The organism is Trichocoleus sp. DQ-U1 (assembly GCF_039961925.1).
Taxonomy (GTDB): Bacteria; Cyanobacteriota; Cyanobacteriia; order Cyanobacteriales; family FACHB-T130; genus FACHB-T130.
The window spans coordinates 61,505-84,786 of sequence record NZ_JAMPKB010000014.1 but is presented as its reverse complement, the minus strand read 5'-3'; the positions used below and the strand labels follow the sequence as shown (position 1 = coordinate 84,786).

At 47.1% G+C, this 23,282-nt stretch carries 23 protein-coding genes, 1 tRNA gene and 1 pseudogene; 12 read left to right on the top strand and 13 right to left on the bottom strand.

Annotated elements, in window-relative coordinates; genetic code table 11:
• Nucleotides 1-6 precede the first annotated feature (6 nt).
• Entirely contained in the window at nucleotides 7-582 is a 576-nt protein-coding gene (aat, locus tag NDI34_RS08470; protein WP_190429330.1) for a leucyl/phenylalanyl-tRNA--protein transferase, read from the bottom strand.
• Between the two features lie 189 nt (nucleotides 583-771).
• On the opposite strand from aat, the gene NDI34_RS08465 reads away from it, so the two are divergent.
• The gene (locus NDI34_RS08465; RefSeq protein WP_190414429.1) at nucleotides 772-1,101 is read left to right on the top strand and encodes a hypothetical protein; all 330 of its coding nucleotides are present in this window, start codon (nucleotides 772-774) and stop codon (nucleotides 1,099-1,101) included.
• A 63-nt stretch (nucleotides 1,102-1,164) separates the two neighbouring features.
• Here NDI34_RS08465 and rpsN read toward each other — a convergent pair whose 3' ends face one another.
• From rpsN to rseP, 3 genes are all read right to left on the bottom strand, one after another.
• Nucleotides 1,165-1,467 (bottom strand): 30S ribosomal protein S14, encoded by a 303-nt coding sequence (gene rpsN, locus NDI34_RS08460; RefSeq protein ID WP_190414428.1) that lies wholly within the window; start codon nucleotides 1,465-1,467, stop codon nucleotides 1,165-1,167.
• A 58-nt stretch (nucleotides 1,468-1,525) separates the two neighbouring features.
• On the bottom strand, nucleotides 1,526-2,242 hold the full coding sequence (nth, locus tag NDI34_RS08455; RefSeq protein WP_348232406.1) for an endonuclease III: 717 nt from the start codon (nucleotides 2,240-2,242) through the stop codon (nucleotides 1,526-1,528).
• A 90-nt stretch (nucleotides 2,243-2,332) separates the two neighbouring features.
• Nucleotides 2,333-3,424, bottom strand: a complete 1,092-nt coding sequence (gene rseP, locus NDI34_RS08450; protein ID WP_190429329.1) for an RIP metalloprotease RseP — start codon at nucleotides 3,422-3,424, stop codon at nucleotides 2,333-2,335.
• Nucleotides 3,425-3,685: 261 nt separating this feature from the next.
• On the opposite strand from rseP, the gene NDI34_RS08445 reads away from it, so the two are divergent.
• From NDI34_RS08445 to NDI34_RS08435, 3 genes are all read left to right on the top strand, one after another.
• Nucleotides 3,686-3,757 (top strand) — tRNA-Gly (locus NDI34_RS08445).
• A gap of 280 nt (nucleotides 3,758-4,037) precedes the next feature.
• Nucleotides 4,038-4,454 (top strand): hypothetical protein, encoded by a 417-nt coding sequence (locus tag NDI34_RS08440; RefSeq protein ID WP_190414425.1) that lies wholly within the window; start codon nucleotides 4,038-4,040, stop codon nucleotides 4,452-4,454.
• 4 nt (nucleotides 4,455-4,458) lie between these two features.
• The gene (locus NDI34_RS08435; RefSeq protein WP_190414424.1) at nucleotides 4,459-5,718 is read left to right on the top strand and encodes a glutamate-5-semialdehyde dehydrogenase; all 1,260 of its coding nucleotides are present in this window, start codon (nucleotides 4,459-4,461) and stop codon (nucleotides 5,716-5,718) included.
• 81 nt (nucleotides 5,719-5,799) lie between these two features.
• Here NDI34_RS08435 and NDI34_RS08430 read toward each other — a convergent pair whose 3' ends face one another.
• On the bottom strand, nucleotides 5,800-6,651 hold the full coding sequence (locus tag NDI34_RS08430) for an acyl-CoA desaturase (RefSeq protein ID WP_190414423.1): 852 nt from the start codon (nucleotides 6,649-6,651) through the stop codon (nucleotides 5,800-5,802).
• 172 nt (nucleotides 6,652-6,823) lie between these two features.
• Here NDI34_RS08430 and NDI34_RS08425 point away from each other — a divergent pair, with 172 nt between their 5' ends.
• Nucleotides 6,824-8,053 (top strand): methionine gamma-lyase family protein, encoded by a 1,230-nt coding sequence (locus NDI34_RS08425; protein WP_348232405.1) that lies wholly within the window; start codon nucleotides 6,824-6,826, stop codon nucleotides 8,051-8,053.
• 61 nt (nucleotides 8,054-8,114) lie between these two features.
• Here the strand turns inward: NDI34_RS08425 and NDI34_RS08420 are convergent, their stop codons facing one another.
• On the bottom strand, nucleotides 8,115-9,311 hold the full coding sequence (locus NDI34_RS08420; protein ID WP_348232404.1) for a Coenzyme F420 hydrogenase/dehydrogenase, beta subunit C-terminal domain: 1,197 nt from the start codon (nucleotides 9,309-9,311) through the stop codon (nucleotides 8,115-8,117).
• A 232-nt stretch (nucleotides 9,312-9,543) separates the two neighbouring features.
• Between NDI34_RS08420 and NDI34_RS08415 the strand changes: the two genes are divergently transcribed.
• Nucleotides 9,544-10,299: a PspA/IM30 family protein gene (locus NDI34_RS08415; protein WP_348232403.1), complete on the top strand. Its 756-nt coding sequence runs from the start codon at nucleotides 9,544-9,546 to the stop codon at nucleotides 10,297-10,299.
• 258 nt (nucleotides 10,300-10,557) lie between these two features.
• Here the strand turns inward: NDI34_RS08415 and NDI34_RS08410 are convergent, their stop codons facing one another.
• Nucleotides 10,558-11,706 carry a hypothetical protein gene (locus tag NDI34_RS08410; RefSeq protein ID WP_348232402.1) on the bottom strand — a complete coding sequence of 383 codons (1,149 nt, stop codon included), beginning with the start codon at nucleotides 11,704-11,706 and terminating at the stop codon, nucleotides 10,558-10,560.
• Nucleotides 11,707-12,068: 362 nt separating this feature from the next.
• Here NDI34_RS08410 and NDI34_RS08405 point away from each other — a divergent pair, with 362 nt between their 5' ends.
• The 3 genes from NDI34_RS08405 (at nucleotide 12,069) to NDI34_RS08395 (ending at nucleotide 15,536) form a co-directional block, all read left to right on the top strand.
• A complete protein-coding gene (locus tag NDI34_RS08405; RefSeq protein WP_348232401.1) occupies nucleotides 12,069-13,454 on the top strand; it encodes a 16S rRNA (cytosine(967)-C(5))-methyltransferase in 1,386 nt (461 codons plus the stop codon).
• A gap of 72 nt (nucleotides 13,455-13,526) precedes the next feature.
• Nucleotides 13,527-13,949 (top strand): TerB family tellurite resistance protein, encoded by a 423-nt coding sequence (locus NDI34_RS08400; protein ID WP_190414416.1) that lies wholly within the window; start codon nucleotides 13,527-13,529, stop codon nucleotides 13,947-13,949.
• A gap of 336 nt (nucleotides 13,950-14,285) precedes the next feature.
• The gene (locus NDI34_RS08395; protein ID WP_190414415.1) at nucleotides 14,286-15,536 is read left to right on the top strand and encodes an S-layer homology domain-containing protein; all 1,251 of its coding nucleotides are present in this window, start codon (nucleotides 14,286-14,288) and stop codon (nucleotides 15,534-15,536) included.
• 316 nt (nucleotides 15,537-15,852) lie between these two features.
• Here the strand turns inward: NDI34_RS08395 and NDI34_RS08390 are convergent, their stop codons facing one another.
• A complete protein-coding gene (locus tag NDI34_RS08390; RefSeq protein ID WP_348232400.1) occupies nucleotides 15,853-17,352 on the bottom strand; it encodes an ATP-binding protein in 1,500 nt (499 codons plus the stop codon).
• A gap of 443 nt (nucleotides 17,353-17,795) precedes the next feature.
• On the opposite strand from NDI34_RS08390, the gene NDI34_RS08385 reads away from it, so the two are divergent.
• Nucleotides 17,796-18,116, top strand: a complete 321-nt coding sequence (locus NDI34_RS08385; protein WP_190414413.1) for a DUF3155 domain-containing protein — start codon at nucleotides 17,796-17,798, stop codon at nucleotides 18,114-18,116.
• A gap of 164 nt (nucleotides 18,117-18,280) precedes the next feature.
• On the opposite strand, the gene NDI34_RS08380 is transcribed toward NDI34_RS08385, so the two are convergent.
• The 3 genes from NDI34_RS08380 to NDI34_RS08370 form a co-directional block, all read right to left on the bottom strand.
• Complete coding sequence (locus tag NDI34_RS08380) at nucleotides 18,281-18,814, bottom strand: cofactor assembly of complex C subunit B (RefSeq protein ID WP_348232399.1); 534 nt, start codon at nucleotides 18,812-18,814, stop codon at nucleotides 18,281-18,283.
• A gap of 100 nt (nucleotides 18,815-18,914) precedes the next feature.
• The gene (locus NDI34_RS08375; RefSeq protein ID WP_190414485.1) at nucleotides 18,915-19,268 is read right to left on the bottom strand and encodes a PadR family transcriptional regulator; all 354 of its coding nucleotides are present in this window, start codon (nucleotides 19,266-19,268) and stop codon (nucleotides 18,915-18,917) included.
• A gap of 188 nt (nucleotides 19,269-19,456) precedes the next feature.
• Nucleotides 19,457-20,050 carry a hypothetical protein gene (locus NDI34_RS08370; RefSeq protein ID WP_242033824.1) on the bottom strand — a complete coding sequence of 198 codons (594 nt, stop codon included), beginning with the start codon at nucleotides 20,048-20,050 and terminating at the stop codon, nucleotides 19,457-19,459.
• Between the two features lie 136 nt (nucleotides 20,051-20,186).
• Here NDI34_RS08370 and NDI34_RS08365 point away from each other — a divergent pair, with 136 nt between their 5' ends.
• Nucleotides 20,187-20,780, top strand: coding sequence for a DUF3611 family protein (locus NDI34_RS08365; protein WP_190427300.1), 594 nt, complete (start codon nucleotides 20,187-20,189; stop codon nucleotides 20,778-20,780).
• A 135-nt stretch (nucleotides 20,781-20,915) separates the two neighbouring features.
• Nucleotides 20,916-22,208, top strand: coding sequence for a serine--tRNA ligase (serS, locus tag NDI34_RS08360; RefSeq protein WP_348232398.1), 1,293 nt, complete (start codon nucleotides 20,916-20,918; stop codon nucleotides 22,206-22,208).
• A 259-nt stretch (nucleotides 22,209-22,467) separates the two neighbouring features.
• On the opposite strand, the pseudogene ribH reads toward serS, so the two are convergent.
• Both ribH and psbZ read right to left on the bottom strand, forming a co-directional pair.
• Nucleotides 22,468-22,941: pseudogene (ribH, locus tag NDI34_RS08355) on the bottom strand (6,7-dimethyl-8-ribityllumazine synthase); the annotation flags it as partial.
• A gap of 125 nt (nucleotides 22,942-23,066) precedes the next feature.
• Entirely contained in the window at nucleotides 23,067-23,255 is a 189-nt protein-coding gene (gene psbZ, locus NDI34_RS08350; protein WP_190414408.1) for a photosystem II reaction center protein PsbZ, read from the bottom strand.
• Nucleotides 23,256-23,282: the final 27 nt, after the last annotated feature.

Genomic DNA, 23,282 nt, shown 5'->3' with positions numbered 1-23,282 from the left:
CTGCGGCTATACTAAAGAACACCGACGCTGCAACGCTTTCCGTAACAAGACTTGATATTGTGGATCGTCAATGATGTAAGCACCAAAGCGCTCTAAATGGGGGTTCATCATTTGAGCGTCAAAGAAAGCAAAATTGCGCGATCGCAATCTTTCCACCAACTTCACCATCGCCACCTTTGACCCCTCTGGAATCCGGTAGAACATAGATTCCCCAATAAACGCACCCCCGATGACAAGTCCTAAAATTCCTCCAGCCAGTTCCTCTCCCTGCCAAGTCTCGAAGCTATAAGCCCAACCCTCTTCATAGAGTGCCAAATAAATCTCTTGTAGTTCTGGGGAAATCCACGTTGTTTCTCGATCCGCACACCCAGCCACTACACCCTGGAAATCCCGATTGACAGCAACAGTAAAGCGTTCTTGGTTGAGAACACGCCGCAGTGACTTCGGGTAGCGAAACTGCCCATCGAGGGGAACGAGTGTTCTCTGACGGCTGGAATACCATCCCAAGCCATTGTCGTCATCCGCCATCAGGAAGTAGCCTTGGGCATACCCCTGAATAATGGTGGGAATATCAAACTCCATGCACTCAATCCAAGCGGGTTAATGACGTATTATCCGATCTATGTATATCTCTAACAGCCACAAATGGCTGCATAGATGTCCTGATGAGATAGAACCACCTTAATATCTAAAATACTGCCCCAACTTTTAGAATCATTGAGTCGGCGTCTGAAATTTAAAAGCTGAGAAGCGAAAAGCTGATACGTGAAAATGTCTCAACCTATCCCACCGATCACCTTACCACCAGCCGAAAATCCTCAACAGGAAGGCAAATGGCTGCAAAGCGCATTACACAAGTGGCTCGATGAAGAGTTTATTCCAGAGGCTGTCAATCAAGAGATTGCCCAACGAGCTTCCCAGATTTATGTCCGCCAGCGGATGGAAGGGGAAAACGACCTGGGTTCCTTGGTGATTGCCATTCTGACAGAGATGCAGGCGTTTGATTTTTCCAGAAGTTTTTATAGCGAGTTTGCGATCGCGAATGCGGTCAGTGAATTGCTCTTAGACAGTCTTGGCATCGACCGCTGTTGCGGTCAATAGTCAATAGTCAATAGTCATTGGTCAAACGCAATCAACTAAAGACTAAAGACTAAAGACTAAAGACTACCAGCTAGACTTGACGACTCCCGGCAACAGGCCTTGGTGTGCCCATTCCCGCATAACGTTGCGAGACAGACCAAAATCTCGGTATACGCCTCTAGGACGCCCAGTCACCCAGCAGCGATTCCGCAGTCGTGTGGGCGCACTGTTGCGCGGCAGTTGCTGTATCTGCCGATGAATCGTCAGCTTCTGTTGTTGGGTTGTTGCATTCTCAAATGCTTCCTGCAACGTTTCACGCTTAGCGGCATACTTATCTACCAGCTTCTGGCGTTTTTTCTCCCGCTCAATCATGCTCTTTTTAGCCATGAATTATCCTACTTTGTTCCAGCAATAAAGACACCATTCTCCATTCTAGCGGATGGTATCAATTAGAAGCTTCCACAATTTGAGGGGATGTGGCGAGGCTAATATTTACAGAATCCGACGGCGACAAATTGGCAGAAGGACACGAATCCGCAAGAACACAAGCATGGCACACCGGATTTTTGGCTTTACAAATTGCCCGACCATGATAGACCAACCGAATTGACCAGTTTTCCCAATCCTCTAGGGGCAATAGTCTCATTAAATCTCGCTCTATCCGCACTGGGTCTGTATATTCTGTCAAACCCAATCGGTGGCTGAGGCGCTTCACATGAGTATCCACCGTCACGCCTTGATTGATGCCGTAAGCATGAGCCAGAACGACATTCGCCGTCTTTCGCGCTACTCCTGGTAATTCCAGCAACAATTCCATTCGTTTTGGTACCTGTCCTTTAAATTTCTCCCCAATGAGACGGCAGGCACCTTGAATATTTTTAGCTTTATTGCGATAAAAGCCGGTTGAACGGATCAGAGTTTCTAACTCAGCAATATCAGCGTTTGCCAAAGCTGGGGCGTCAGGAAACCGAGCAAATAATGCGGGAGTTACTTGATTCACCCGTTCATCGGTACATTGAGCGGAGAGAATGGTTGCGACCAACAACTGTACCGGCGTCTCGTAGTTCAGCGTACAGGGTGCATCTGGATACAATCGCTTCAGGCGAATTAAAATCTCTAAAGCACGCTGCTGCTTAACTGACCATGTACGGGTAATGTTCATAAATCGTCAATTGTCATAGTTGGTAGGGGCGCATGACCCTGCGCCCGTACAGGTCAGTTATCCGTTGTTAAAAACGACAGACAACTGCGTTCATTGCAAGAGTTTTTGAACCCACTCCAGGTTAGCAGTGTCTCGAACAATCAAGAAAATTCCCAAACCCAGAAGCAACATCAAACCAGTTTGCATAATGCCATCTTGGATTTGAGTCGGCAACGGTTTACCCCGCAAGCCTTCAATCAATAAGAAAGCTAGCTGACCACCATCGAGAGCCGGTAGCGGCAATATGTTGATAATCGCAAGGTTAATGCTGATCAAGGCAGCAAACTGAAACAGATTCGCCGCGTCTGACTTGGCAATACTGGCACCAAGTTCGACAATTTTAACCGGCCCAGCAACCTGATCTGCTGTTTCGCCAAAGTTACTGATCAGTTGTACAAAGCCCTGAGCCGTTAAAACGACAAATTCTTGGTACTTTGTAGCCGCAGTGGTCAAAACTTCTACAGGATTCTTGAGGTGCCGACGCACTACTTTGCCGCTAGGAGCTAGCTGGACACCGATTCGACCTTTCCCATCGCTTCCGGGTTGCGGTGTCACGGTCAGGGAAATGATTTGACCTTGACGTTCAACGCTCAGGGGGATCGGCTGGTTGGGATTGTTTTGAATGACCTCCATAAGCTTTGGAATGGCTTCCTTAGAGGCTTTCAGTGGTTGACCGTCTGCTAAGAGAATAATGTCTCCTGCTTTGATGCCAGCCTTGAGTGCAGCAGAACTTACGTCTGAGGCGACTTGGGGAACCAGGACACCAGGCTGATAATTAAATTCCTGAACGCCTACGAGACCCAGTTGAGTCGCTAGCAGCAAGTAAGCAAATAGCAAGTTGGCGATGACACCAGCGCTAATGACAATGGCTCTGTCGAGAATGGGTCGGTTGCGTAATAGATTGGGGTCTTCTGGAGGAATATCACTGTCGGGGTCATCATCAGGGAAACCGACAAATCCGCCTAAGGGAAAAGCCCGGATGGCATATTCGGTTTCCGGTCCCTGGTACTTCCAGAGGATCGGTCCAAAGCCGAGGGAGAAGCGGTTGACGTGAATTCCTTGAAGACGAGCTGCCATGAAATGACCCAGCTCATGTACCACAATCAAAAGCGCCAAGACTGCGATCGCCGCAAAAACAGGCATATTAATAATTAATTCAACTAACTACATACTTCTTCATTCTACGGTGTTGCGTCCGGAAGCTGGGTGAGTTCAGGGAAGAGGAGCCGGAAAGCATCAAAATACAGATAGAGGAATTCCTTCCTCGCCTCCCCGCAGAAATCGCTTCACCAAGCGCTCCCACTCTCGCCAACTTCAAATTTCATCGGGTGGTTAATGAAATGATTAAAAAAGATAGTTGACAGATGCTAAAAATTTTGAGAATCTAGATAAAGATAAAGTTTTGCGGGTATAGCTCAGTGGTAGAGCGTCACCTTGCCAAGGTGAATGTCGCGCGTTCGAATCGCGTTACCCGCTCTTATGGTTAAAATCATATAAGAAGTAGCCCTTTCTTCTGGCATAGGTCTTCAGAGGTACAGAGGATAAATCTGATTATCTATAAGTCGGAGCATTTCTAGGCAAAGGTTTACAGTGTTAAAATTCGCCTAGATTGTCTGTGTCTTTAAAGGCATTCATTCAGTAGTACCCAGTCCGAAGAAAGGCGGTTGCTAGGTGCAAACTAAAAAAAGTCTAACAGACGAACCCGGTTCCGAAAATCTTAAGTTAACACTTTCATATCTTTGTTTAAATAGCGCTTGTGCCATCTCAGAAAGATCAGAAGATTGACTTAAATAACGATTACCCGTGCCCATGCCGACGTAGAGGGCGTTTAGTACCGATTACGCTGACAGAAGCGTTTGGCTGCGATCGCTGTCAGCAAATCTTCGTGGTTGAAGAGAGTGGGTATGCGATCGAACAACTGTCTACAAGCTATCCCTACAAGCGATCGTGGCGGTGGACGGGTCATCGCTGGAGTACTGCTCATCCAGGGCTTGGGGACAGCTACCTACCTGTTTCCTTAGGAATCATTGCGGTGGTACTGATCGCAGGGCTTTGCTTAGCTCAGATTTCACCTCCCGCCCCTCCTGGTATCATTATTGTGCTGTGTGCGATGGTGAGCGTGTTGGCGCTATTGGTGCCAGCGCTGATCATCTGGCTGACTCACCGACGTTAGCCCAATGGCAATCAACGATATTACTCCGACCCCCGACCCAATGAACGCTGTTCGTCGCGCTTATGAAGCTTCCCTGGAATTGGCAACTACCAAGGGAGTAGAGCGCAGCCGTGCTGTCGCCGCGATGGCGCAGGCACTTCAGAGATCCTTAGACGATATTTTGGAAGCAAACACCCTGGATCTGGAAGCCAGTCGCGAAATGGCAGCACATGAGCTGATTTTAGATTGGCTGAAGCTGACACCTGAGCGGCTGCAAACCACCATCCACATTTTGCAACGGTTAGCTGAGTTGTCCGATCCGATCCGGCGGGTGATGAACGCGACTTATCAGCTAGAACACTCGCAAACTTACTCTCAGCTAATGCCGCTGGGAGTCATTGCATTGATTTACGAAGCCTTTCCGGAGCTAGGAGCGATCGCTGCCGGGATGTGTCTGAAAACTGGCAACAGCCTGATTCTCCGAGGTGGAAGTGAAGCCAGTCACTCGAATACAGTCATTGCCCAAGTTTTACAATCAGCCTTAGAACGAGCAGGTATGCCACCGGGTTGTCTGGAGCTACTACCATCAGAGCAAGGTGCTTCCATTCGGGATTTAGTCATTCAAGACCGATACATTAATTTGGTGATTCCCTATGGTCGCCCTAGTTTAGTCCAAAAAGTGATCCAGCTCTCAACTGCACCCGTCTTGAAGTCGGCGATGGGAAACTGCTACCTCTATTGGTCGCCTACGGGTAGCTTAGAGATGGCTCGGAACGCAATTTTAGACAGTCATCAAAGCGAGCCAGACCCTGTTAATGCGATTGAAAAGGTTTTGATTCATCCGGCTTGCAAACCTTCATCTCTGACGATGCTTTGGAACAGCCTAAAGGAAAAAGGGTTTCAGCTCAGAGGAGATAGGGATTTGGTGACACAATTTCCAGATTTGAAACTAGCTGATGAATTAGAGTGGAGTCAAGCCTATCTTGATAAGATTGTGGCTTTTAAACTGGTAGAGAGTATCGAGGAAGCCATTATTTGTATTAATCAATACAGCAGCGGTCACGCCGACTGTCTAGTTTCTGAATCCTATCAAGAAAGCCGCCAATTTGCTCTCGGCGTTAATAGTGCCTCAGTCTATCTCAATTCTTCTCCCCGATTTTCGCGTAACCCCAAGGGCGGAGACTCCTTATTTCTGGGAATGTCTAACCAAAAAGGACATCGCCGAGGGCCGATTGGCTTAGAATCTTTTACCACCGTTAAGCACGTCGTGCAGGGACACAACTAAAAAGGCAAAAGAGAGAAGGATGAAGGGAAAAACTGCTTCATCCTTTATCCTTCTCTCCGCTTTCTTTTGCCTTTTTACTGTTTATTGTTTACTTTCTTCGACCAGTTTTACCTTTGAGGCTAAACCGAGCGACTGAAGAAATTGAATGGTCATCCACGTTAGGTCAATTTCCCACCACTTTAAGCCATGTCGAGCGGAATATTGAAAAGCATGGTGGTTGTTGTGCCAACCTTCGCCATAGGTGAGTAAAGCCACCCACCAACAATTAGTCGAGCGATCCTCAGATTCGTAAGTGCGATAGCCAAATTTATGCGTTGCACTGTTGACAAACCAAGTGCAGTGAAACACTGCAACGATCCGAACAAAAATTCCCCAAACCACAAAAGGCCAACCGCCCAAGGCGTAAAGAATTAAACCTAAGACAACCTGAATGGGAATGAAATATTTTTGTAAAAACTGATAAACCGGATCGCCAGAAATATCTTTAGTAACCCGAGGGATGTCTGTATCCGCAGGGTTTTGATAAAGCATCCAGCCCATGTGACTCCACCAAAAACCTTTGTTGGAATCATGAGGATCTAAGTTTTCATCCGAGTGCAAATGATGGAGGCGATGTATGCCTATCCAGTTAATCGGACCTCCTTGGCAGGAAAGGGTGCCGCAGAGAACAAAGAAGTATTCTAACCACTTAGGGGTTTGGAAACTACGATGCGTTACCAGACGATGAAATCCCAGCGTAATTCCCAAGCCACCCGTTACCCAGTGGAAAAAGACGGCGACACCAACCGCAGCCCAACTGAAGTTACTGGGAAATAGGGCGAAAAGCGCTGCGATGTGTAACGCAGCCATGTAGATAATAATGACCCAATCAGGACGGAGAGGCGAGTCTTGTCTCACCTGTTCTTGATCTTTAGTTGTGGTCGCAACAGTCATGCAGTAACCTTGATAAAAATTGTGCAGCCCAACCTGCTATTGGATTTGGGATTTTGATCTTGGTCTTGTAAGGGCGGCTTGTTTGCCCTGCTTTTACTGGAAATGCAAATTTTTACATTGCCAAAAGCTCCAAAATCTAAAATAAATAAGAAATCTCTTTCTCCAGGTATTGATGAACAGCTTTCAACAGCTACAGGAAGCAGAAAAGGTACTGTTTCCGATTTTTTCCGCAATTGACGCAACAGTCAAGCAAAATCTTAAACGAGTGCTGGAAGCCTTTCGTCACCATCGGGTGGGGGCGCACCATTTCGCTGGTGTCACCGGCTACGGTCACGATGATTTAGGGCGTCAGACGCACGATCGGGTATTTGCGGACGTGATGGGTGCCGAAGCTGCTGCGGTTCGAGTGCAGTTTGTGTCCGGTACTCATGCGATCGCCTGTGCCTTATTTGGCGTTCTTCGTCCTGGAGATGAAATGCTGGCAGTGGTCGGTGCCCCCTATGACACGCTAGAAGAAGTTATTGGTTTGCGTGGGCAAGGCCAAGGCTCCTTACTTGATTTTGGCGTTAGTTACAAAGAATTGGCTCTTACGGAAGAAGGAATTATTGATTGGCAAGCGCTGGCGACAGGAGTTAGCGATCGCACTCGTCTCGTGTTAATCCAGCGTTCCTGCGGCTATTCCTGGCGTCCCAGTCTTTCCATTACCGACATCGAAAAAATTGTTTTCCTGGTCAAACAACAAAATCCCAACACAGTTTGCTTTGTCGATAATTGTTATGGGGAATTTATTGAAGAACAGGAACCTACCGCTGTCGGTGCCGATCTAATGGCTGGCTCTTTGATTAAAAATCCTGGTGGTACTATCGTAACCGCTGGCGGCTATGTTGCGGGGCGGGCAGACTTAGTAGAAGCCGCCGCCTGTCGTTTGACGGCACCAGGAATTGGCAGTAGTGGTGGTGCCAGTTTCGATCAACATCGCCTGATGTTCCAAGGATTGTTCCTCGCACCACAAATGGTCGGGGAAGCCATGAAAGGGAATCACCTGACGGCTTACGTTTTCGATCAATTGGGTTATGCAGTGAATCCTTTACCAATGGCACCCCGCCGCGACGTGATTCAAGCCATCAAATTGGGTTCGCGTGAGAAGATGATTGCCTTTTGTCAAGCCATTCAACAGCACTCGCCTATCGATTCCTATGTCGATCCGATACCCGGTGATATGCCGGGATATGAGAGCCAGCTAGTGATGGCTGGAGGTACCTTTATTGAAGGCAGCACCTCTGAATTGTCATCCGATGGACCACTACGAGAGCCATACGTTGTATTTTGTCAAGGGGGAACCCATTGGACTCATGTAGCGATCGCGCTAGAAGCCGCAATTGAAGCTGTGGGGCCAGCTTAGAATAATTTCGCGCCAAGACGCCAAGAAAAACTTTGCGCTTTTGCGTCTTGGCGCGAAACCTTCAAGATTCCGGCAATTTATACTGCCCGACAATTCGCTTGGCATATTCTGGTACGTGCGCCTCTAACTTCTCCGGATGATTGCGCTTCACATACAAATAATTGCGGGTGAAGTGGGAATCAATTGAGAAACGGGCATACTCTAAACCTTTGGGGCCAATTTTTTCAATCACGACTCCCATCAGCTTTGCCGCCCACATCGGGAGAGTAACGCCTTTATCGTAAGCGGGAATACTTTGTTGTACCGCTTCTTTGCGGTTTCCGTGGGACATCACTGGCTGCGTGTCTATCTGATCTTGCACCAAATCCAGCATTTCTTTGCCAGTGTCATTCCGCACCACAATCCACTGCCAGCCAAAGGGTGCGCCCATGTAGCCTACGACTAAATCTGCCAGAGAATTCACATAATCAAAGCAGCTCATACAAGAAGGAGCGAAAACATCCTTTAACTGGTTTGTCTTCAGTCCAAAGAAAGGCACCATTTCCGTAGAGCCATCTTCGTGCTTGAAGTGAACCCGGAAATCTTGCATAAACTCGTAATGCACCACTGTATCCGGGGAACGGCTAGTGGTTTCCAAGAATTTTTGCAACCCGGCGCGGTTAACATTATCCACACAGGGCGTACCCAAAACGTAAAGCTTTTCTAATCCCAGTTCCTTCTCAACGGCTCGTAATGCTTGAATTTGGCAACCCACGCCAATTACCAACAGCCGCTTCATCCCAGATTGCTCAATTTGCTCCAATACCGAAAGATTAGGCGACAGCGTTGGCTTATTCACCCGCGCTGCCAGAATTTCTTCTGGCGTGCGAGCGATTATCGGCATTGGCTGAAATCTGTCTTCCTTCGTATTCTGGACGCAGACGACACCTTCAACCATGCCGCGATTGAGCATTTCGATGGCAATGGTGCTGACAATTCCCGTCCACTGCGCCCCCTCAATTGGCTCAGTTTTCCGCGCCGCCATCATCTCTTGACTAACCCCAAAGTACCAATCATCGGGATTATCTAGATTGCGGCTTCTTCCGTGGATTTGTTCTTCCAGTTCCGCTATCTGCTGATTAAGAAATGCACACGCTTCCTTGACATAGTGAATATAGTAGGTGTCGCATAGCCCGCACTCGCTACAGAGTTCTTTAGCAGGGCGACGACTAGAAGGTTTGAGGGCTTTGGCTTTATCGTGAGGGCGCACCGAAGTCATAATTAAGGGCAGTTTATTAACTAAAAACATCTATCTGAGCAAGATAGCTCAAAGCTTACTTTTACATAAAAACTGAGAGAGGTGATAAGGATTTCAGTAATTATTACGAAGCATTAATAATTGACTTAGTTTAATTTTGAGTAAGTTCTACTACCCAGATGTGACTGCGATCGCTATCTGAGCTGATACCAGAGCTTGTGAATTCTCATATTCCTTAAAAGGCAAGAAACTCATGGGATTATTCGAGCGCATTAGCCTAAATGCCAGAGCAAATCTGAATGACGCGCTTAACAAGGCTAGAGACCCAGAAAAAATTTTGGAGCAGTCCATCATTGATATGCAACAAGGCGTGGTGCAGTTGCGTCAGGAAGTTGCCACAGCCATTGCTGCTCAAAAACAGACTCAGCATCAGTACAACGAAGCCCAAAAATTGGCGGCTCGCTTCCAGTTGTGTTTTTATCGCCCACTAGACGACGAAAATCTTGCTAGAGAAGCGTTAGTACGCACAAAAACAAACACCGACACTCTGAAAACCACTTTGGATCGGCAAAAGGCTCAGGTAGAAACTCTCAATCGCAACTTAATTGCCCTAGAAAAAAAAATTTCTGAAGCTAAACAGCAACAGGATAGGCTCAAGGCACGGGTACAAGCTGCCAAAGCTCAGGAACAGCTGCAAAGTTCTGTGGGACGTTTAAATACCAGCAGCGCTATGGGTGCCTTCGAGCGCATGGAAGAAAAAGACTTGGAAGTGGAAACCCGTTCTCTGGTAACGGTAGAACTAACTGGCAAAAATTTAGAAGAGCAATTTGCCATGCTGGAATCTGGCAACGACGTTGATGATGAATTAGCAGCGATGAAGGCACAACTGACTGGTTCTTCCACAACCCAGGTACAACTACCGTCAGCTCACTCAAATACTAGCTCTAAATCTCATTCAGCAGTTGATAACGAATTGGAAGACCTAAAAAAGCAACTAGATAATCTTTAACAAGCAGACTGTCCCATAAAAAATAGACTCGCTTATCCTGCTTCATTATTGAGGGCAGATGGGGAAAGGAAAAAGCGCGATCGCTCTTTATTTCTCTTCCTTCGCGTCCTTAGCATCTTCAGCATCTTCGCGGTTCAACTTCTTAAATCTTTACTTTTGGCAGATGGGAAAAAGCGCGATCGCTCTCCCACCTTCCACTAAAACGCGAAACCCAGCTAGTTTTGATAGCTGGGTTAACAAATTTACACTAAAACCCTATCACCCAGGGCGAACATCAAGACAGCCTTCTGCATAATTCACTTCTGGAACTTTACCAGCAATCATGCGCGATACAGTCTCGCCATTCGGAGAGACAAAAACGAGACGGAAGTCTTTGTTAGCAAAGCTGCTTGGTTGAACGACCCAGGCTTTACCTTTTTCGCTGTTGAGAAGACGACTTACCTGAATTTGTCCGGGATAGGCAGACTTAATCGTGCTTTCTGTATCGTCAACTTTGATACCATGAACAGTGGTAATTTTATTGGTTTCAACTTCTACCGTAGCGATACGACCTTGAGTGACCATGAAAGTAACACCCTCAGGCCCATTTGCTGGCTTGTAATAGTCACAGACGCGATTGGGATTTTGCCGGGATGGCACGATTGGAGTCCCAGCAACGCCTGATGCCTCAGCAACAGTCATGTTAATTTTAACTGACCCAAGTCCGTCAATCGATAGCCCCGATTCAGTTGTCAGTTTTTCGGCTTTCTTTAGGCAAGTATTCTCGCCACTTTGATCGTTTAAGCATTTGCCGTTTCTATCCAGAATAATAACTGAGTTGACAGTTGGAAATTGCTTAAGGGTGGTATTAATAGAGAATTTTTGACGAGCATCATCTCCAGTACCTCCTGAAATTACCGACTTACAGAATTTCAGTTTAGCAATTCCATTCGTGATGGAAATCGTAAAATCTTTGCCGCAGTTGGAACTGCCCTTGAATTCAATAGGGTCGATTAAACCACGAGCTTTTTCCTGACTTGTAGGCCCTGCGATTAATTGCTCAATGGCAAACTGGGCTGTACTCGGACTGTTTGTTGTTCGCCAAACTGGCTCAACATAAGTGAAATCTTGCCCGCTTTGGGGGTTTTTAGGAAAAAAGACTTTTACCTTTTTTGGAGTTGCTTTCACCGGCTCGAAGCTGCTTTGAACAGCTTGTTTAGTTTGAGCGGTTTTTTCTGAAGAAGATACTTCTAAGCTTGATTGGGGTTGAGTTGGTTCGGTCGAGGGTTTAATTGATGATTCGGTTACGAGTTTGGGTGTTTCTGAGGAGGGTGCGGCATCTGTAACTTGAGTGTCACAAGCACTGATACCCGAAACTATTAATAACAAGCCAAAAGAAAATAAAGCTGATTTACGGATGCGGTACATTTTGTTTCTGAGATGGATGAATGACTAATTGCTTACGTTCTCTACTGTAGAAAGCCGTCAGCAGAAAACTGGTGAGGTGGTGTGTCAATACTTGGAGTGACATTAAGTGGAAACAAGCCCTTGTGAGTTGTTTCCAGAAAAAGCAGAGACGTTCTGTCTGAGAAAAAATGGGGTTTGAAGGCTAACAGGGGTTTTCTGCGTCTCCTGAAGCCTTCTGGCGGTCGCTGGGACAATTAAGAGAGTGACACAGACAGTTGAAGAGAACGTGTAAATCGTTGTTTCAATGAAGACGTAGAGAGACTGCTGAGTCAAACTGAGACAGCAATGCTTCCAAATGCATCTGCTAACGCATACTATTTAGTATGCAAAATCCTCGTCAAATAGCATTTCTGGCACTTCGGGATGTCCACCGTAAAGGCGCTTTTGCTGACGTGGCACTCGACCGACTGCTGCGCCGAGCAGACTTGAGTGCTACCGATCGACGGTTAGTGACAGAGTTAGTTTATGGGAGTGTGAGAAGACAGCGATCGCTCGATGCACTCATCGACCATCTAGGTAAAAAGAAAGCCCACCAACAACCCCTAGACCTCCGCGCAATTCTGCATCTAGGCTTATATCAACTTCGTTATCAAGACCGAATCCCTGTGTCGGCAGCTGTGAATACTACCGTGCAATTAGCCAAAGAAAACGGATTTTCTGGGCTTTCCGGCTTTGTCAATGGTCTATTGCGACAGTATATTCGTCTAGCGGAAGGCAAAAAGCAGGGGAACCGGGGAGGGGAAGTTCAGAACTTAGAATCTGACCCGCTACATCTGCCAAAAAACCCAGTTGAACGATTAGGCATCTTACACAGCTATCCCGACTGGATTATTGAGGTATGGCTAGAACGTCTGGGTTTAGAAGAAACGGAACAGCTGTGTGAATGGATGAACCAAACCCCAGCAATTGACTTGCGGGTAAATCCCCTTCGCGCTGAGATAGAGAAAGTTGAGGCAGCACTGCAAGCTGCGGGTATCTCAGTGAGTCGCGTCCCCCATCTACCCCAAGCTTTGAGGCTAACTGGTGGCACAGGCGCAATTCAAAATTTACCTGGTTTTAGCGAAGGTTGGTGGACGGTACAAGATAGTAGTGCCCAGCTAGTTAGTTATCTGCTAGATCCCCAACCGGGCGAAGTCGTCATCGATGCCTGTGCAGCACCAGGGGGAAAGACAACGCACATCGCAGAATTGATCGAAGATCGGGGAACTGTTTGGGCGTGTGACAAGACTGCTTCCCGTCTCCGGAAACTGCAAGAAAATGCCAAACGGTTAAGTTTGCACTCGATTCAAATTCAGGAGGGGGACAGCCGCAACCTACCCCAGTTTATCAATCAAGCTGATAGGGTATTACTCGATGCCCCCTGCTCTGGACTGGGGACGCTACATCGTCATGCTGACGCCCGTTGGCGGCAAACTCTACAGACAGTTCAGGAACTTTCAATTCTGCAAGGCGAACTATTAGATCGACTGGCTACCTGGGTTAAACCGAATGGCATTCTGGTTTATGCAACTTGTACCTTGCATCCATTGGAGAATGAAGGTGTTGTTCGCGCCTTTTTAGAGCGTTACCCCCAGTGGCAGATTTTGCCCCCCAACCCCAATTCACCAGCGGCAGCTTATACTACCCCTGCTGGATGGATCGAAGTCTGGCCCCACCGGCATCAAATGGATGGATTCTTTATGGTGCGGCTACAGAAGAAAAATAGCTAAACCTCTATGGTAGTTGTGGTTGCAGAAATCTGTTGATGGATTAATCTGTTAGGGGAAATAAGGGAAAAGCCAATGGTAGCCAATTCTAGTGTTAAACAGCTTGTTAAAATTCTCATCGGCGCAGCTTGGATTGATGGCAAAATTCAGTCAGAGGAACGGCAATATCTTCAGCGAGTGGCGAAGGAAAAGGGCATTGCTGACGATCCAGAGATTCAGCCTTTGTTGTATGAACTCGTAGCTGTAAGCCCAAGCGAGGTCTACAATTGGGTGCAAGATTATTTAGGCGATCGCCCCAGCACCGACGATTACCAGCGCCTCATCGAAGCCCTCAGCGCTTTAATTTATAGCGATGGCGAGGTAGCGATTGAGGAAGCTAAACTCCTGACTCGATTACAGCTTCTAGATCCCAACAGTGCCTCTCAGAAGTCAGCCCCTAGTCCTGTCCTCAAAGCGATTCAAAAACTCTACCGTCGGTGGGTTGACCATCAGAACTAGCTTTAAGACTAATAGATAAAGACCCGAATTTTGACATCATCATTCCACAAGTTAGGGCACGCTACACATAGCGTGCCTTTTTTTTGCATTCCCAATCTATATTGTGATCGGCTTCTAGAGGCTCCGGAAGCCAATTTTTTCTACAACAAGCAACTATTTTTGCAAAATATGCGTCTTTCCTTCTTAGGCAGTCCAGAACTTTCCGCTGAAACTGTCTATATCTCTATAATCTGTCACGGCAGTAAATAAATTTGTTGAGATTGAAATTTCTAGGAACCTATCAGGTAATCTTAGGTCTAAATAATCAAAGGAATGCGAAAAGTGGAGAAGTTCTCAATGTCTAACTTAAAGCGCTTGAAATCTGGAACAGCTTTACTACTAATGCTGGGAATGTCGGCAGGTTCGATGGCTCCCCTAGTAGAAACAATTATGTCACCGGCACCAGCTGTTGCTCAAGCTATCAATTTTAGTGATGTATCCTCAAGCTACTGGGCTGCTAGTTTTATTCAAGAACTGGCACAACGTGATGTAATTGCCGGGTTCCCCGATGGTACGTTTCGACCCAACGATCCGGTGACTCGTGCCCAATTCGCGGCGATGGTTCGTAAGGCCTTCAACAAGAATAAAATCCGCAATGCTGTTAATTTTGTGGATCTTTCATCGACCTACTGGGCATACTCGGCTATCCGTGAAGCTTACGAAATGGGATTTTTGTCGGGTTATCCCGGTAACGTCTTTAGACCTACACAAAATATTCCCCGCGAACAAGTTCTAGTTTCCTTGGCGAATGGCTTGAATTACACTGCCAGCAATCCCGTATCGGCTGATTTGCAAGTGTATAACGATGCTTCTTCCATCTCTACCTATGCTCGCAGTAGCATTGCTGCGGCAACAGAAAAGAGCATTGTGGTGAACTATCCGACTCTCCAGACGCTGAATCCAACTCGGAATGCCACCAGAGCGGAGGTAGCAGCTTTCATCTATCAGGCATTGGTGAGTTCTGGACAAGTAGCGGCAATTAACTCGCCCTATATTGTCTCTCTCAACGACACACCGCCAGAGGACACGACAGTCGCGATTCCGGCTGGAACCACTATTCCAGTTAGGTACGAGAAAGAAAAAATTCTGGTTACAAAGGACGAAAGGGCACCGCTGACGCTAACGGTGGCAGCAAATATCACCACATCTGATGGAACGGTGCTAATCCCCTCTGGAAGCCAAGTGGTCGGTGAACTGCAACCGGCTCAGGGAGGCTCTCAGTTTGTGGCGAAGGAACTGGTTTTCACGAACGGTCAACGGGTGGCTATCGATGCTACTTCTCAAACCATTACCAAAACCGAATCCGTTACCAAGGGTACTAGCGTTGGTGGGATCCTCAAGAATGCCGCATTAGGTGCTGCTGCTGCTGCTGCGGTTTCTGCTGTGACGGGTGACAAAGCGATCGCTACCGAAGAAGTCTTGGGCGGTCTGGGAATTGGTGGACTCATCGGACTGTTCCTCGGTCGGGATAGAGTGGATCTGATTGCGATTGATCCGGATACGGATCTGAATCTGCGGTTAAATGATGAGTTAGTGCTAGAGCAGTAATATTTGCAGAATGAAGCGTGCAATTCTATTTGACTAGCGATCGCTTCATTCCTAAGCAGATAGGCACAAAGAAATAAGCATTTTCAAAACCCGGTTTCTAGAAGAAACCGGGTTTTTAATTCTAAATGGCGTCTTATCGCAATCCTATTTGAGTTGTGAGATGCCAACAGTTCAGATGCCCGACTTCTCCAAGAAGTCGGGCATCTCGTTTTCACGAATCATTGATGACTGCTATACCATGCAGACCGATCGCCCTAGATAAGTAATCGGATTACCCATTACCAGCTCAAATACAAATAAATGTAAGAGCAACTTATCAAACTTCATCTTCGCCCTTTAAGGCTTCAGTTAGTAACCAGACAATAAAGGTCGTTCCGGGTCCTTGAGTGTGGGGAATACTGCGATCGAGCCAGTTGCGTTCGGCGGGGCTAATGACTTCAATTTCGCCCTGCATTTGTTCTACTAAATCTCTCGCGATCGCTAAACCCAATCCACTCCCCGGAATCTCAGTTTCTGCCTGGACGCCTCGGTAATGTCGCTCAAACAAATGCTCTTTATCTTGCACGGGAATGCCAGGGCCAGTATCGCTAATTGCGATCGCCTGAAAATCTCCTTGAGAAGTATGTCGTCGATTTCCTGCCTGAATGTAAACTTGCCCACCCGCCGGGGTATATTTCAAAGCATTGTCAATCAGATTGCTTAACACTTCGCGCAGTACTTTGGCATTGGCTTGTACTGGCGGCAAATTCGGAGGAATTTCTGCTAATAAAGCCAGATTTTTTTCTTGGGCGATCGCGCTGGATGTCACCACTAGCGGTTCCAAAACTTTCGCCACCGAGCAGGATTCCAACGCCAGCGCTCTCGTCGGAATTGTCTGAGGCTCCAATCCCAAGGGAGAGTAGAGATTTCCTAAATCTTCACCTTTTCGGGGAAGCGGACAGGACGGGGCAATCGGCACGGGAACTGCATCGTAAGCACGATCCGCGATTTGCCCGTACAAAGGCACTAACTCTCCTTCGTCCATATCCACTGCCCGATCGAACTGTAGAAGCAACTCTTGCAAGCGATCGCTTTCACGCACGATGCTGTTGGCAACTTCGCGGTTCGCATCTCCAGGTACCAATCGTCTGAGGAGTAACTTGCCAAACGTCCGTAAGGCGGTCATCGGATTGCGAAACTGGTGTATCAGATCGTCCATGAGATCGCGCTGTTGAGCCTGAAGATGACGCTGCTGACTCAGCTGTTGCTCAAACCATTGGGAACGCCGATCCAGAATACAAGCGCTCGCCAGTGTATCGGCAATCCGTTCAATCGCGGTTCGTTCCCGCTGGTTCCAAGGTCTATCTTCACGAGCTGTCACCAGCAGCCCCATCACCACACCTTCATGCAACAAAGGCACCACAATTTGACGCGAGGAGCTACTCAAGTCAGCATCGGCGAAGAGCGATCGCTGGAGGGGCGATGTCCCCGCCTTTGCCTGCAATTCATCAATCGTTTCTTCTTTCCCGACTTCAGCCGCCGATTCCGTTGAACCCGTCTCAGAAACCGCATCGGACTCCTGAGAAACCGGAGATGCCGCTGACAATAACCGAGGAATGGATGCCAACGGTCGATCGGAAAATCCCAAAGCCGAAATCTCATCCGTTTCCCATTCCACCGCTGTCTGTGGGTAAGCAACAACCGGCCTTAGCTTAGTTGGGACGCCCTCTACCAGTTCTTCCGTTAAATACACAACACTCAAGGCAGCTTCCAGTCCTTGAGTTAATAGTGCTACTTGTGATTGGCACAAAGTTATGAATTCTGAACTGGTAGACATAGACACATTCGCTTATACTTGGGTACTTGACAGCGAGGAAAATTGCATTCATCGGATCGGGTTTTCTTCCGTCGATCCTGACACGCAATTGCGCTGAAGCGGCAAAGGTCGTGCAAAGACCTCATTTTTGTTTCTTTTTATTACAAAAATTTTAGCGAGCTTTCATGATAGTTTGGTTACAAAACTGCTTCCAAACTGGCTAAATTTTGTCAAGGTCGAATAAATCTAGCCCTTTATACGCTATATCTAGGCTCAAGTTTAGACAAGCTTGCATATATAGCGTCTATTGCCCCTTCTGCTGCTGTCGATTTTAATTTCTGAGGGCTGTAATGTTTGTATCAATCGGTAAAAAGCGGTTGATATTTTGAACTCAAACCGATATACTTGCGACGGTTTTTGTATCTATCATTACAACTGTCAGAATTAAAGGGGAGGTAAGGAGGTTGGCTAGAAGACGCAAGCGGAAAAGTCGCCGTCGCCAGGAAGGACGTAGAATTTTAGAGCATGTCCCTCAGTATAGTATTGAAAGTGGCGAAGATAAACCAGTCACCGCCGCGCGAAAGTTTATTCAAACCGAAGGAATCCTTCCGCCTGCTTTGCTGCTCGTGAAGCGGAACGAACACACCACAGATCGGTACTTTTGGGCGGAAAAGGGGCTATTTGGTGCCCAATATGTTGAAGAAAATCATTTTCTGTTTCCTAGCCTTAGGATAATCGACAATCCTGTGGAAAAGCCTACCCTCGCCGCTGTTCGTAGCAGCTGAAGTTTTAGGCATTAAACGTGAAAACTCGGTTATAGGGGCGGTTCGCGAACCGCCCCTATTGTTTTATAGGAGGAATTTTGAATTTTTCCTCATAATTAAAATTCTTTTGGATTCACAAACTGACCAGGTTTTGGAATTTTTTAAGATTTTTAGCCAGAGAGTTGTCATTCGCAAGGCTTTAATTGCAGTTCCTGTTGCAATTGAGCCAATTCATCACGATGGGCGATGACAGTTATTAAACTTCTAGTCTCTTTTTCGACACCTGCAAATGTTTCCACCTTCAGGGAAACTTGTTCGCTGCGTCCAGCTTTTTTCCAGTAAAAAACGCCCGCGGCTGGTGAAAGGAGAACCAAACCTAGGAAAATTTTAGCGAATTGGGGAAATAGGATTGCTAAAACCAATGCCAAACAAAGAAAGCCACAAAAAGCTAATAAGCTCAGAAAAATTGCCAAAAACCAGCTGGGGCGGACAAAGCCTTGGAATGTAACTTGATTTTGCTTTGCATCCACCGCCGCAATCCGGTAAGCACGCCGATCGAAATATTGTTGCAATTGAATTAAAATTGATTCTTCTGGTTGCTCCGCAATCAGTTTCACTTGTTGCGTTCGATCCTTAGCGGAGGCTCGAATAAAGAAAAATAGACCGACTGCTAACAACAGTGTTAGCAGAAATGTTGAAAAGAGAATTGTCGTATTCACGAATTTCTAGATAGGGCAATGGAAAATAGGCTCTTGTCCAAGAGATACAAGATCGCCTATAACCTATAGCCTATCGCAAGAGAGCTTCTTTGGGATTGGCTCAGATGGCTTGAGATTCTCTCATTGTGTATTCATCCCAAAGGCGAGCTAGGTCATGAGCCTGTTCCAGACACTCTGGGCGAATTTGATACATTCGACGAGGTCTTCCTCTCCCTTCCACTTTTTTCCAATACCCTGTGATAGCGGCTTGGTCTTCCAGAAATTTTAAGGCGCTGTATAAGACGGTATCAGAAAGCCGATAGGTAGGATATTCACTCTCTAGTCGCCCGATGAGTTCCGTTCCATAGGATTCTCCACTCATCAAAACTGAAAGGACATAACACACCGCTAGTTCCTTGTTGAGATAAGTGGGAGGAGGGTCTTGAAAAAACTGATAAATATCCTCAAATTTCATCTGCATAATTCACTGAACTCCCAGCCAAATAAATTGGATTAGGATCGGTTTCCCCAATCTAACGATGCCTTTATCAATCAGAAAACACACCCCAAACAAGGCTGCTATCACTGGTGTATTAAGACCGCGAACGATCAAAAGCAGCGCGTGATGTCAGCTGGCAAAATGACAGAACGATACCATCAATTTTAGACACTCAATTCTGGGTTGGCCTGCCAGACTTCACGGATGATTTTGCCATCCTTATCAAATTGCACCTGGTAGGAAAGCGACAAAACAACAGGGGTTCCGTGCTTGGACTTGGCATAGATCGTGATGACTGCTTCGACAGCGCGATCGCGTTGCTGTTGTCTAACAACCTGGAAATCTTGAATCTTGTACTTCGAGAAGAATTCTTCCCAGGCTGGGTAGATGGATTTCCCCTGATAGACTTCGTCCAGAACGCCATAGGAGCGCATTAAAATGGCATTGTCACTGTATTGCGTGACTGTTCGCTCCGGGTTTTCCGTAGCGATCGCTGCCCAATGTTTTTGCGCTACCGAAAGCGGTTTCGGCATCACCGTCCTTTGATAGGCTGCCAAACTACCTACCAAAGCAACTGCATAAGCGACGGAGAGTAAATGCTTCCTGAGATTTGGTTGCAGGAATTTCATCATGCTGCTTCCACTTCGAGAGGGCTGCTCTGGAAATGGCAGGCCGTCATCAAAGCCAAGTAAATTAGAAGCCTGCTCTCGAAAGAAAGACGGCTCCATTGGGTTAAAAGTTCTCCAGAGGTTAAACATCTTTGAATTTTGCTGCCCCATTGCCTCAAACTGGTGGTTAGGAAGATTACCGTATAAATTTGGGATTGCATTACTTGTTCAACAAAACGCTCTGTTTATAGATAAATCCGGAATTAAACCGATTTAAAATCAATTTATGCGAGAACAGTTCGATTCATCTCCCGTTCCTTCAGCTCTACAGCGAATCGCTGGCTCTTTTCGGATCGCTGGCTGGGCTGGCTTCTGGGTTCAGTTAGTCCTAGCCGTTGTTTCGAGCATAATTTTCTTGTTTGCCATCCCCGCCGCCCAGCCGCGTGCCAGTGGCGCTGCCGCTGCTAGCCCAGGGACGGGTGGCAGTATCTTTTTTGCAGTTTGCGGTCTTTTAGTGCTGTATTTCAGTGTTTATCAAGCTTGGCGTTACACCCGTTTGGGCATACAGCTAAAAGATCCTAATCCCAACCTCCGCCCGAAAAAGGCAGATACGATTAAAGTTTTAAGGTTTGGATTACTCGTTAGTTTAGGGGGCTTATTATTGGCAGTTCTGGGCGCAGAAGCGATTACCGGCACTCTGCTGGCAAAGTCGCTGGCTCAGGCTCAAGGTGGGGTAGCCATCTACGATCCCCAATTTATTAATCGGTTGATTCAACCTTTAGATATTTTTGTGGTGCTGGCGAATACACATACAATTACCGCTCATTTTGCCGGGATTGTTGTTTCCTTGTGGTTGTATAGTCGCATCAACCGACAGTAATGGAGGCAAAGGGTCGAATTGCGGCATCAGCAAGTAAAGAAGGCTGAGAGCGCATACAGACTCTCGGCTGTATCATCGCGATCGCGCGATCGCAGTGTATTCTGATTAATTGGCAAAAAAAGCTGGAAAAAATCTGTGCTAGACCTCAAGCAGATACGGGAAAATTCAGAAGGTGTACAAGAGCGCCTGAATCGTCGCGGGATCGGGCAATATGACCTACAGCCGATTTTGCAGCGCGACCAGCAGCAACGAGAACTAGAAGCAAAGCGAAGTCAGCTCCAAGCTCGTGGGAACGAAATCGGCAAATTAGTCGGTCAAAAAATTAAATCAGGTAGCGATCCCAACGGCTCAGAAATCCAAGCATTGCGGGAAGAAGGCAACCAAATCAAAAACCAGATTGCCGAACTTGAACCCCAGGAAAGAACCCTGAAAGCCGAGTTAGAAGCGCTCTTGTTATCGTTTCCTAACTTACCCAGTGACTCCACCCCCATTGGTAGAAGTGAAGAAGAGAATGTAGAAGTCCGCCGCTGGGGGGATGAATACTTGCCTCAAAACTCCGAAATTCTTCCCCATTGGGAAATTGGCGAACAACTAGGAATTCTTAATTTTGAGCGCTCGGCTAAAGTTGCACAAAGTCGTTTTGTCACGCTAATTGGTGCTGGTGCTGCCTTAGAAAGAGCTTTAATTAGCTTCATGCTCGACCAGCAAATCGCTGCTGGATACGTAGAAGTCATTCCCCCCTTTCTAATCAACAGCGAATCTCTCACCGCCACAAGTCAGCTGCCCAAATTTGCCGACGAAAGCTTCAAATGCGCTCAAGATGATTTGTGGCTAGCTCCCACTGCTGAAGTGCCGGTGACGAATCTCTATCGGGATGAAATCTTAGAGGCGTCGCAGCTGCCTATCTATCACTGCGCCTATACTCCCTGTTTTCGTCGGGAAGCGGGTAGCTACGGACGAGATACGCGGGGGCTAATTCGACTGCACCAGTTTAATAAAGTCGAGTTGGTAAAACTTGTCCATCCCAATAACTCAGCCGCAGAGCATGAATCGTTGGTACAAAATGCCGAGGCAATTTTGCAGGCATTGAAGTTGCCTTATCGCGTCATTGAGTTATGCACTGGGGATTTAGGGTTTGGGGCAGCAAAGTGCTACGACCTAGAGGTATGGCTCCCTTCTGCGGGAAAATACCGCGAGATTTCTAGCTGCTCCAATTTTATGGATTTTCAGGCGCGACGCGGCAGCATTCGTTTCAAAGAAGCTGGAAAAAAAGGAACCCAATTTGTCCACACGCTGAACGGTTCCGGATTGGCAATTGGGCGCACGATGGCAGCGATTCTGGAGAACTATCAACAACCCGATGGCACCATCAAGATACCAGAAGCGCTGCAACCTTACTTGGGACGAGAAGTGCTAGGGCAAAAATGAAGGATGTCCGGCTTTGCCCTTCCCGAAGGGTGGGCTGAAAAACGAGAGATCGATCTTCGTGACTTCGCGGCTTTGGGCGGAAAAACCCCGCCCCAGCTCTCAGCTCAGCCGAATCTCAGTGCAACGATCACAGAGAATCAGATACGTTGCGTTCAACTGCTGACTCTGGAGAAATCGCCAGGTTCGGCGAAACTGGCAACGCTTGAGTTGTTACCGTATGAACCGCATTGTTACCGTAGGATGCGCCACCGGCATTCCCTTTGAGCTGCTGCATTAAGCTTGCCATTTCAAGGGCATTCATTGCATATTCCCAGCCGTGGTTACTCTTGATGCCAGCTCTTTCCAAGGCTTGTTGCATTGTATCTACCGTCAGAATGCCAAAAATTATCGGCACACCCGTTTGAAACCCAGCATTGGCAATCCCCTTAGAGACTTCCGAGGAGACATAATCAAAATGGGGAGTTTGACCCCGAATGACTGCACCCAGGCAAATTACAGCATCATATCGGCGCGTGAGTGCCAACTGGTGAGCCACCAAAGGCACCTCAAAACTCCCAGGAACCCAAGCATAGTCCACTTGAGTGCCTTGAGGATTGACATCGATGCCGTGGCGTTTCAGACAATCTTGACACCCCTCCAATAGTTTAGTCGTCACCAAATCGTTGAAGCGACCGATGACGATCGCAAACCGTAGGGGTTGAGTCTGAGTAAACGTTCCCTCGAAAACTGCCATGATTTTAGATATAAGAAGCTTTTTGTCAGTTGTTTTGAGTCATCAGTCATTTGTCTTTAGTCCTGAGTCGGGTGCAGTGGACTGATGACCATCGAACCCTGACCGATGACTGACTCTGACTATCCTTAAACTACCAAATAGCTTAGGGCACCTGTCAGAAATACCAGAGCAATCCAAACTCCAGATCCTAAAAGAAGGAGGCGCTTAGACTGATCCCAGTTCTGAGGAGTGGCATAGGCAACTGGAACCCCAATGACCATGACGAATGATAAAAAGACTAAAGCACCTAGTACCAACTGAAATAAAATTGTCATTTTCTCTTCTCCCAAGACAGCAATGGG

What these genes read in the sequence shown, in the direction of transcription:
- NDI34_RS08435 (WP_190414424.1), top strand. Translation starts at nt 4,459, where the DNA reads ATGGCAATCAACGATATTACTCCGACCCCCGACCCAATGAACGCTGTT.
- NDI34_RS08390 (WP_348232400.1), bottom strand. Translation starts at nt 17,352, where the DNA reads ATGTCTACCAGTTCAGAATTCATAACTTTGTGCCAATCACAAGTAGCA.
- NDI34_RS08465 (WP_190414429.1), top strand. Translation starts at nt 772, where the DNA reads ATGTCTCAACCTATCCCACCGATCACCTTACCACCAGCCGAAAATCCT.
- NDI34_RS08410 (WP_348232402.1), bottom strand. Translation starts at nt 11,706, where the DNA reads ATGTACCGCATCCGTAAATCAGCTTTATTTTCTTTTGGCTTGTTATTA.
- NDI34_RS08420 (WP_348232404.1), bottom strand. Translation starts at nt 9,311, where the DNA reads ATGACTTCGGTGCGCCCTCACGATAAAGCCAAAGCCCTCAAACCTTCT.
- NDI34_RS08415 (WP_348232403.1), top strand. Translation starts at nt 9,544, where the DNA reads ATGGGATTATTCGAGCGCATTAGCCTAAATGCCAGAGCAAATCTGAAT.
- NDI34_RS08430 (WP_190414423.1), bottom strand. Translation starts at nt 6,651, where the DNA reads ATGACTGTTGCGACCACAACTAAAGATCAAGAACAGGTGAGACAAGAC.
- NDI34_RS08425 (WP_348232405.1), top strand. Translation starts at nt 6,824, where the DNA reads ATGAACAGCTTTCAACAGCTACAGGAAGCAGAAAAGGTACTGTTTCCG.
- aat (WP_190429330.1), bottom strand. Translation starts at nt 582, where the DNA reads ATGGAGTTTGATATTCCCACCATTATTCAGGGGTATGCCCAAGGCTAC.
- nth (WP_348232406.1), bottom strand. Translation starts at nt 2,242, where the DNA reads ATGAACATTACCCGTACATGGTCAGTTAAGCAGCAGCGTGCTTTAGAG.
- rseP (WP_190429329.1), bottom strand. Translation starts at nt 3,424, where the DNA reads ATGCCTGTTTTTGCGGCGATCGCAGTCTTGGCGCTTTTGATTGTGGTA.
- NDI34_RS08365 (WP_190427300.1), top strand. Translation starts at nt 20,187, where the DNA reads ATGCGAGAACAGTTCGATTCATCTCCCGTTCCTTCAGCTCTACAGCGA.
- rpsN (WP_190414428.1), bottom strand. Translation starts at nt 1,467, where the DNA reads ATGGCTAAAAAGAGCATGATTGAGCGGGAGAAAAAACGCCAGAAGCTG.
- NDI34_RS08375 (WP_190414485.1), bottom strand. Translation starts at nt 19,268, where the DNA reads ATGAAATTTGAGGATATTTATCAGTTTTTTCAAGACCCTCCTCCCACT.
- NDI34_RS08400 (WP_190414416.1), top strand. Translation starts at nt 13,527, where the DNA reads ATGGTAGCCAATTCTAGTGTTAAACAGCTTGTTAAAATTCTCATCGGC.
- NDI34_RS08370 (WP_242033824.1), bottom strand. Translation starts at nt 20,050, where the DNA reads ATGTTTAACCTCTGGAGAACTTTTAACCCAATGGAGCCGTCTTTCTTT.
- NDI34_RS08395 (WP_190414415.1), top strand. Translation starts at nt 14,286, where the DNA reads ATGTCTAACTTAAAGCGCTTGAAATCTGGAACAGCTTTACTACTAATG.
- NDI34_RS08405 (WP_348232401.1), top strand. Translation starts at nt 12,069, where the DNA reads ATGCAAAATCCTCGTCAAATAGCATTTCTGGCACTTCGGGATGTCCAC.
- psbZ (WP_190414408.1), bottom strand. Translation starts at nt 23,255, where the DNA reads ATGACAATTTTATTTCAGTTGGTACTAGGTGCTTTAGTCTTTTTATCA.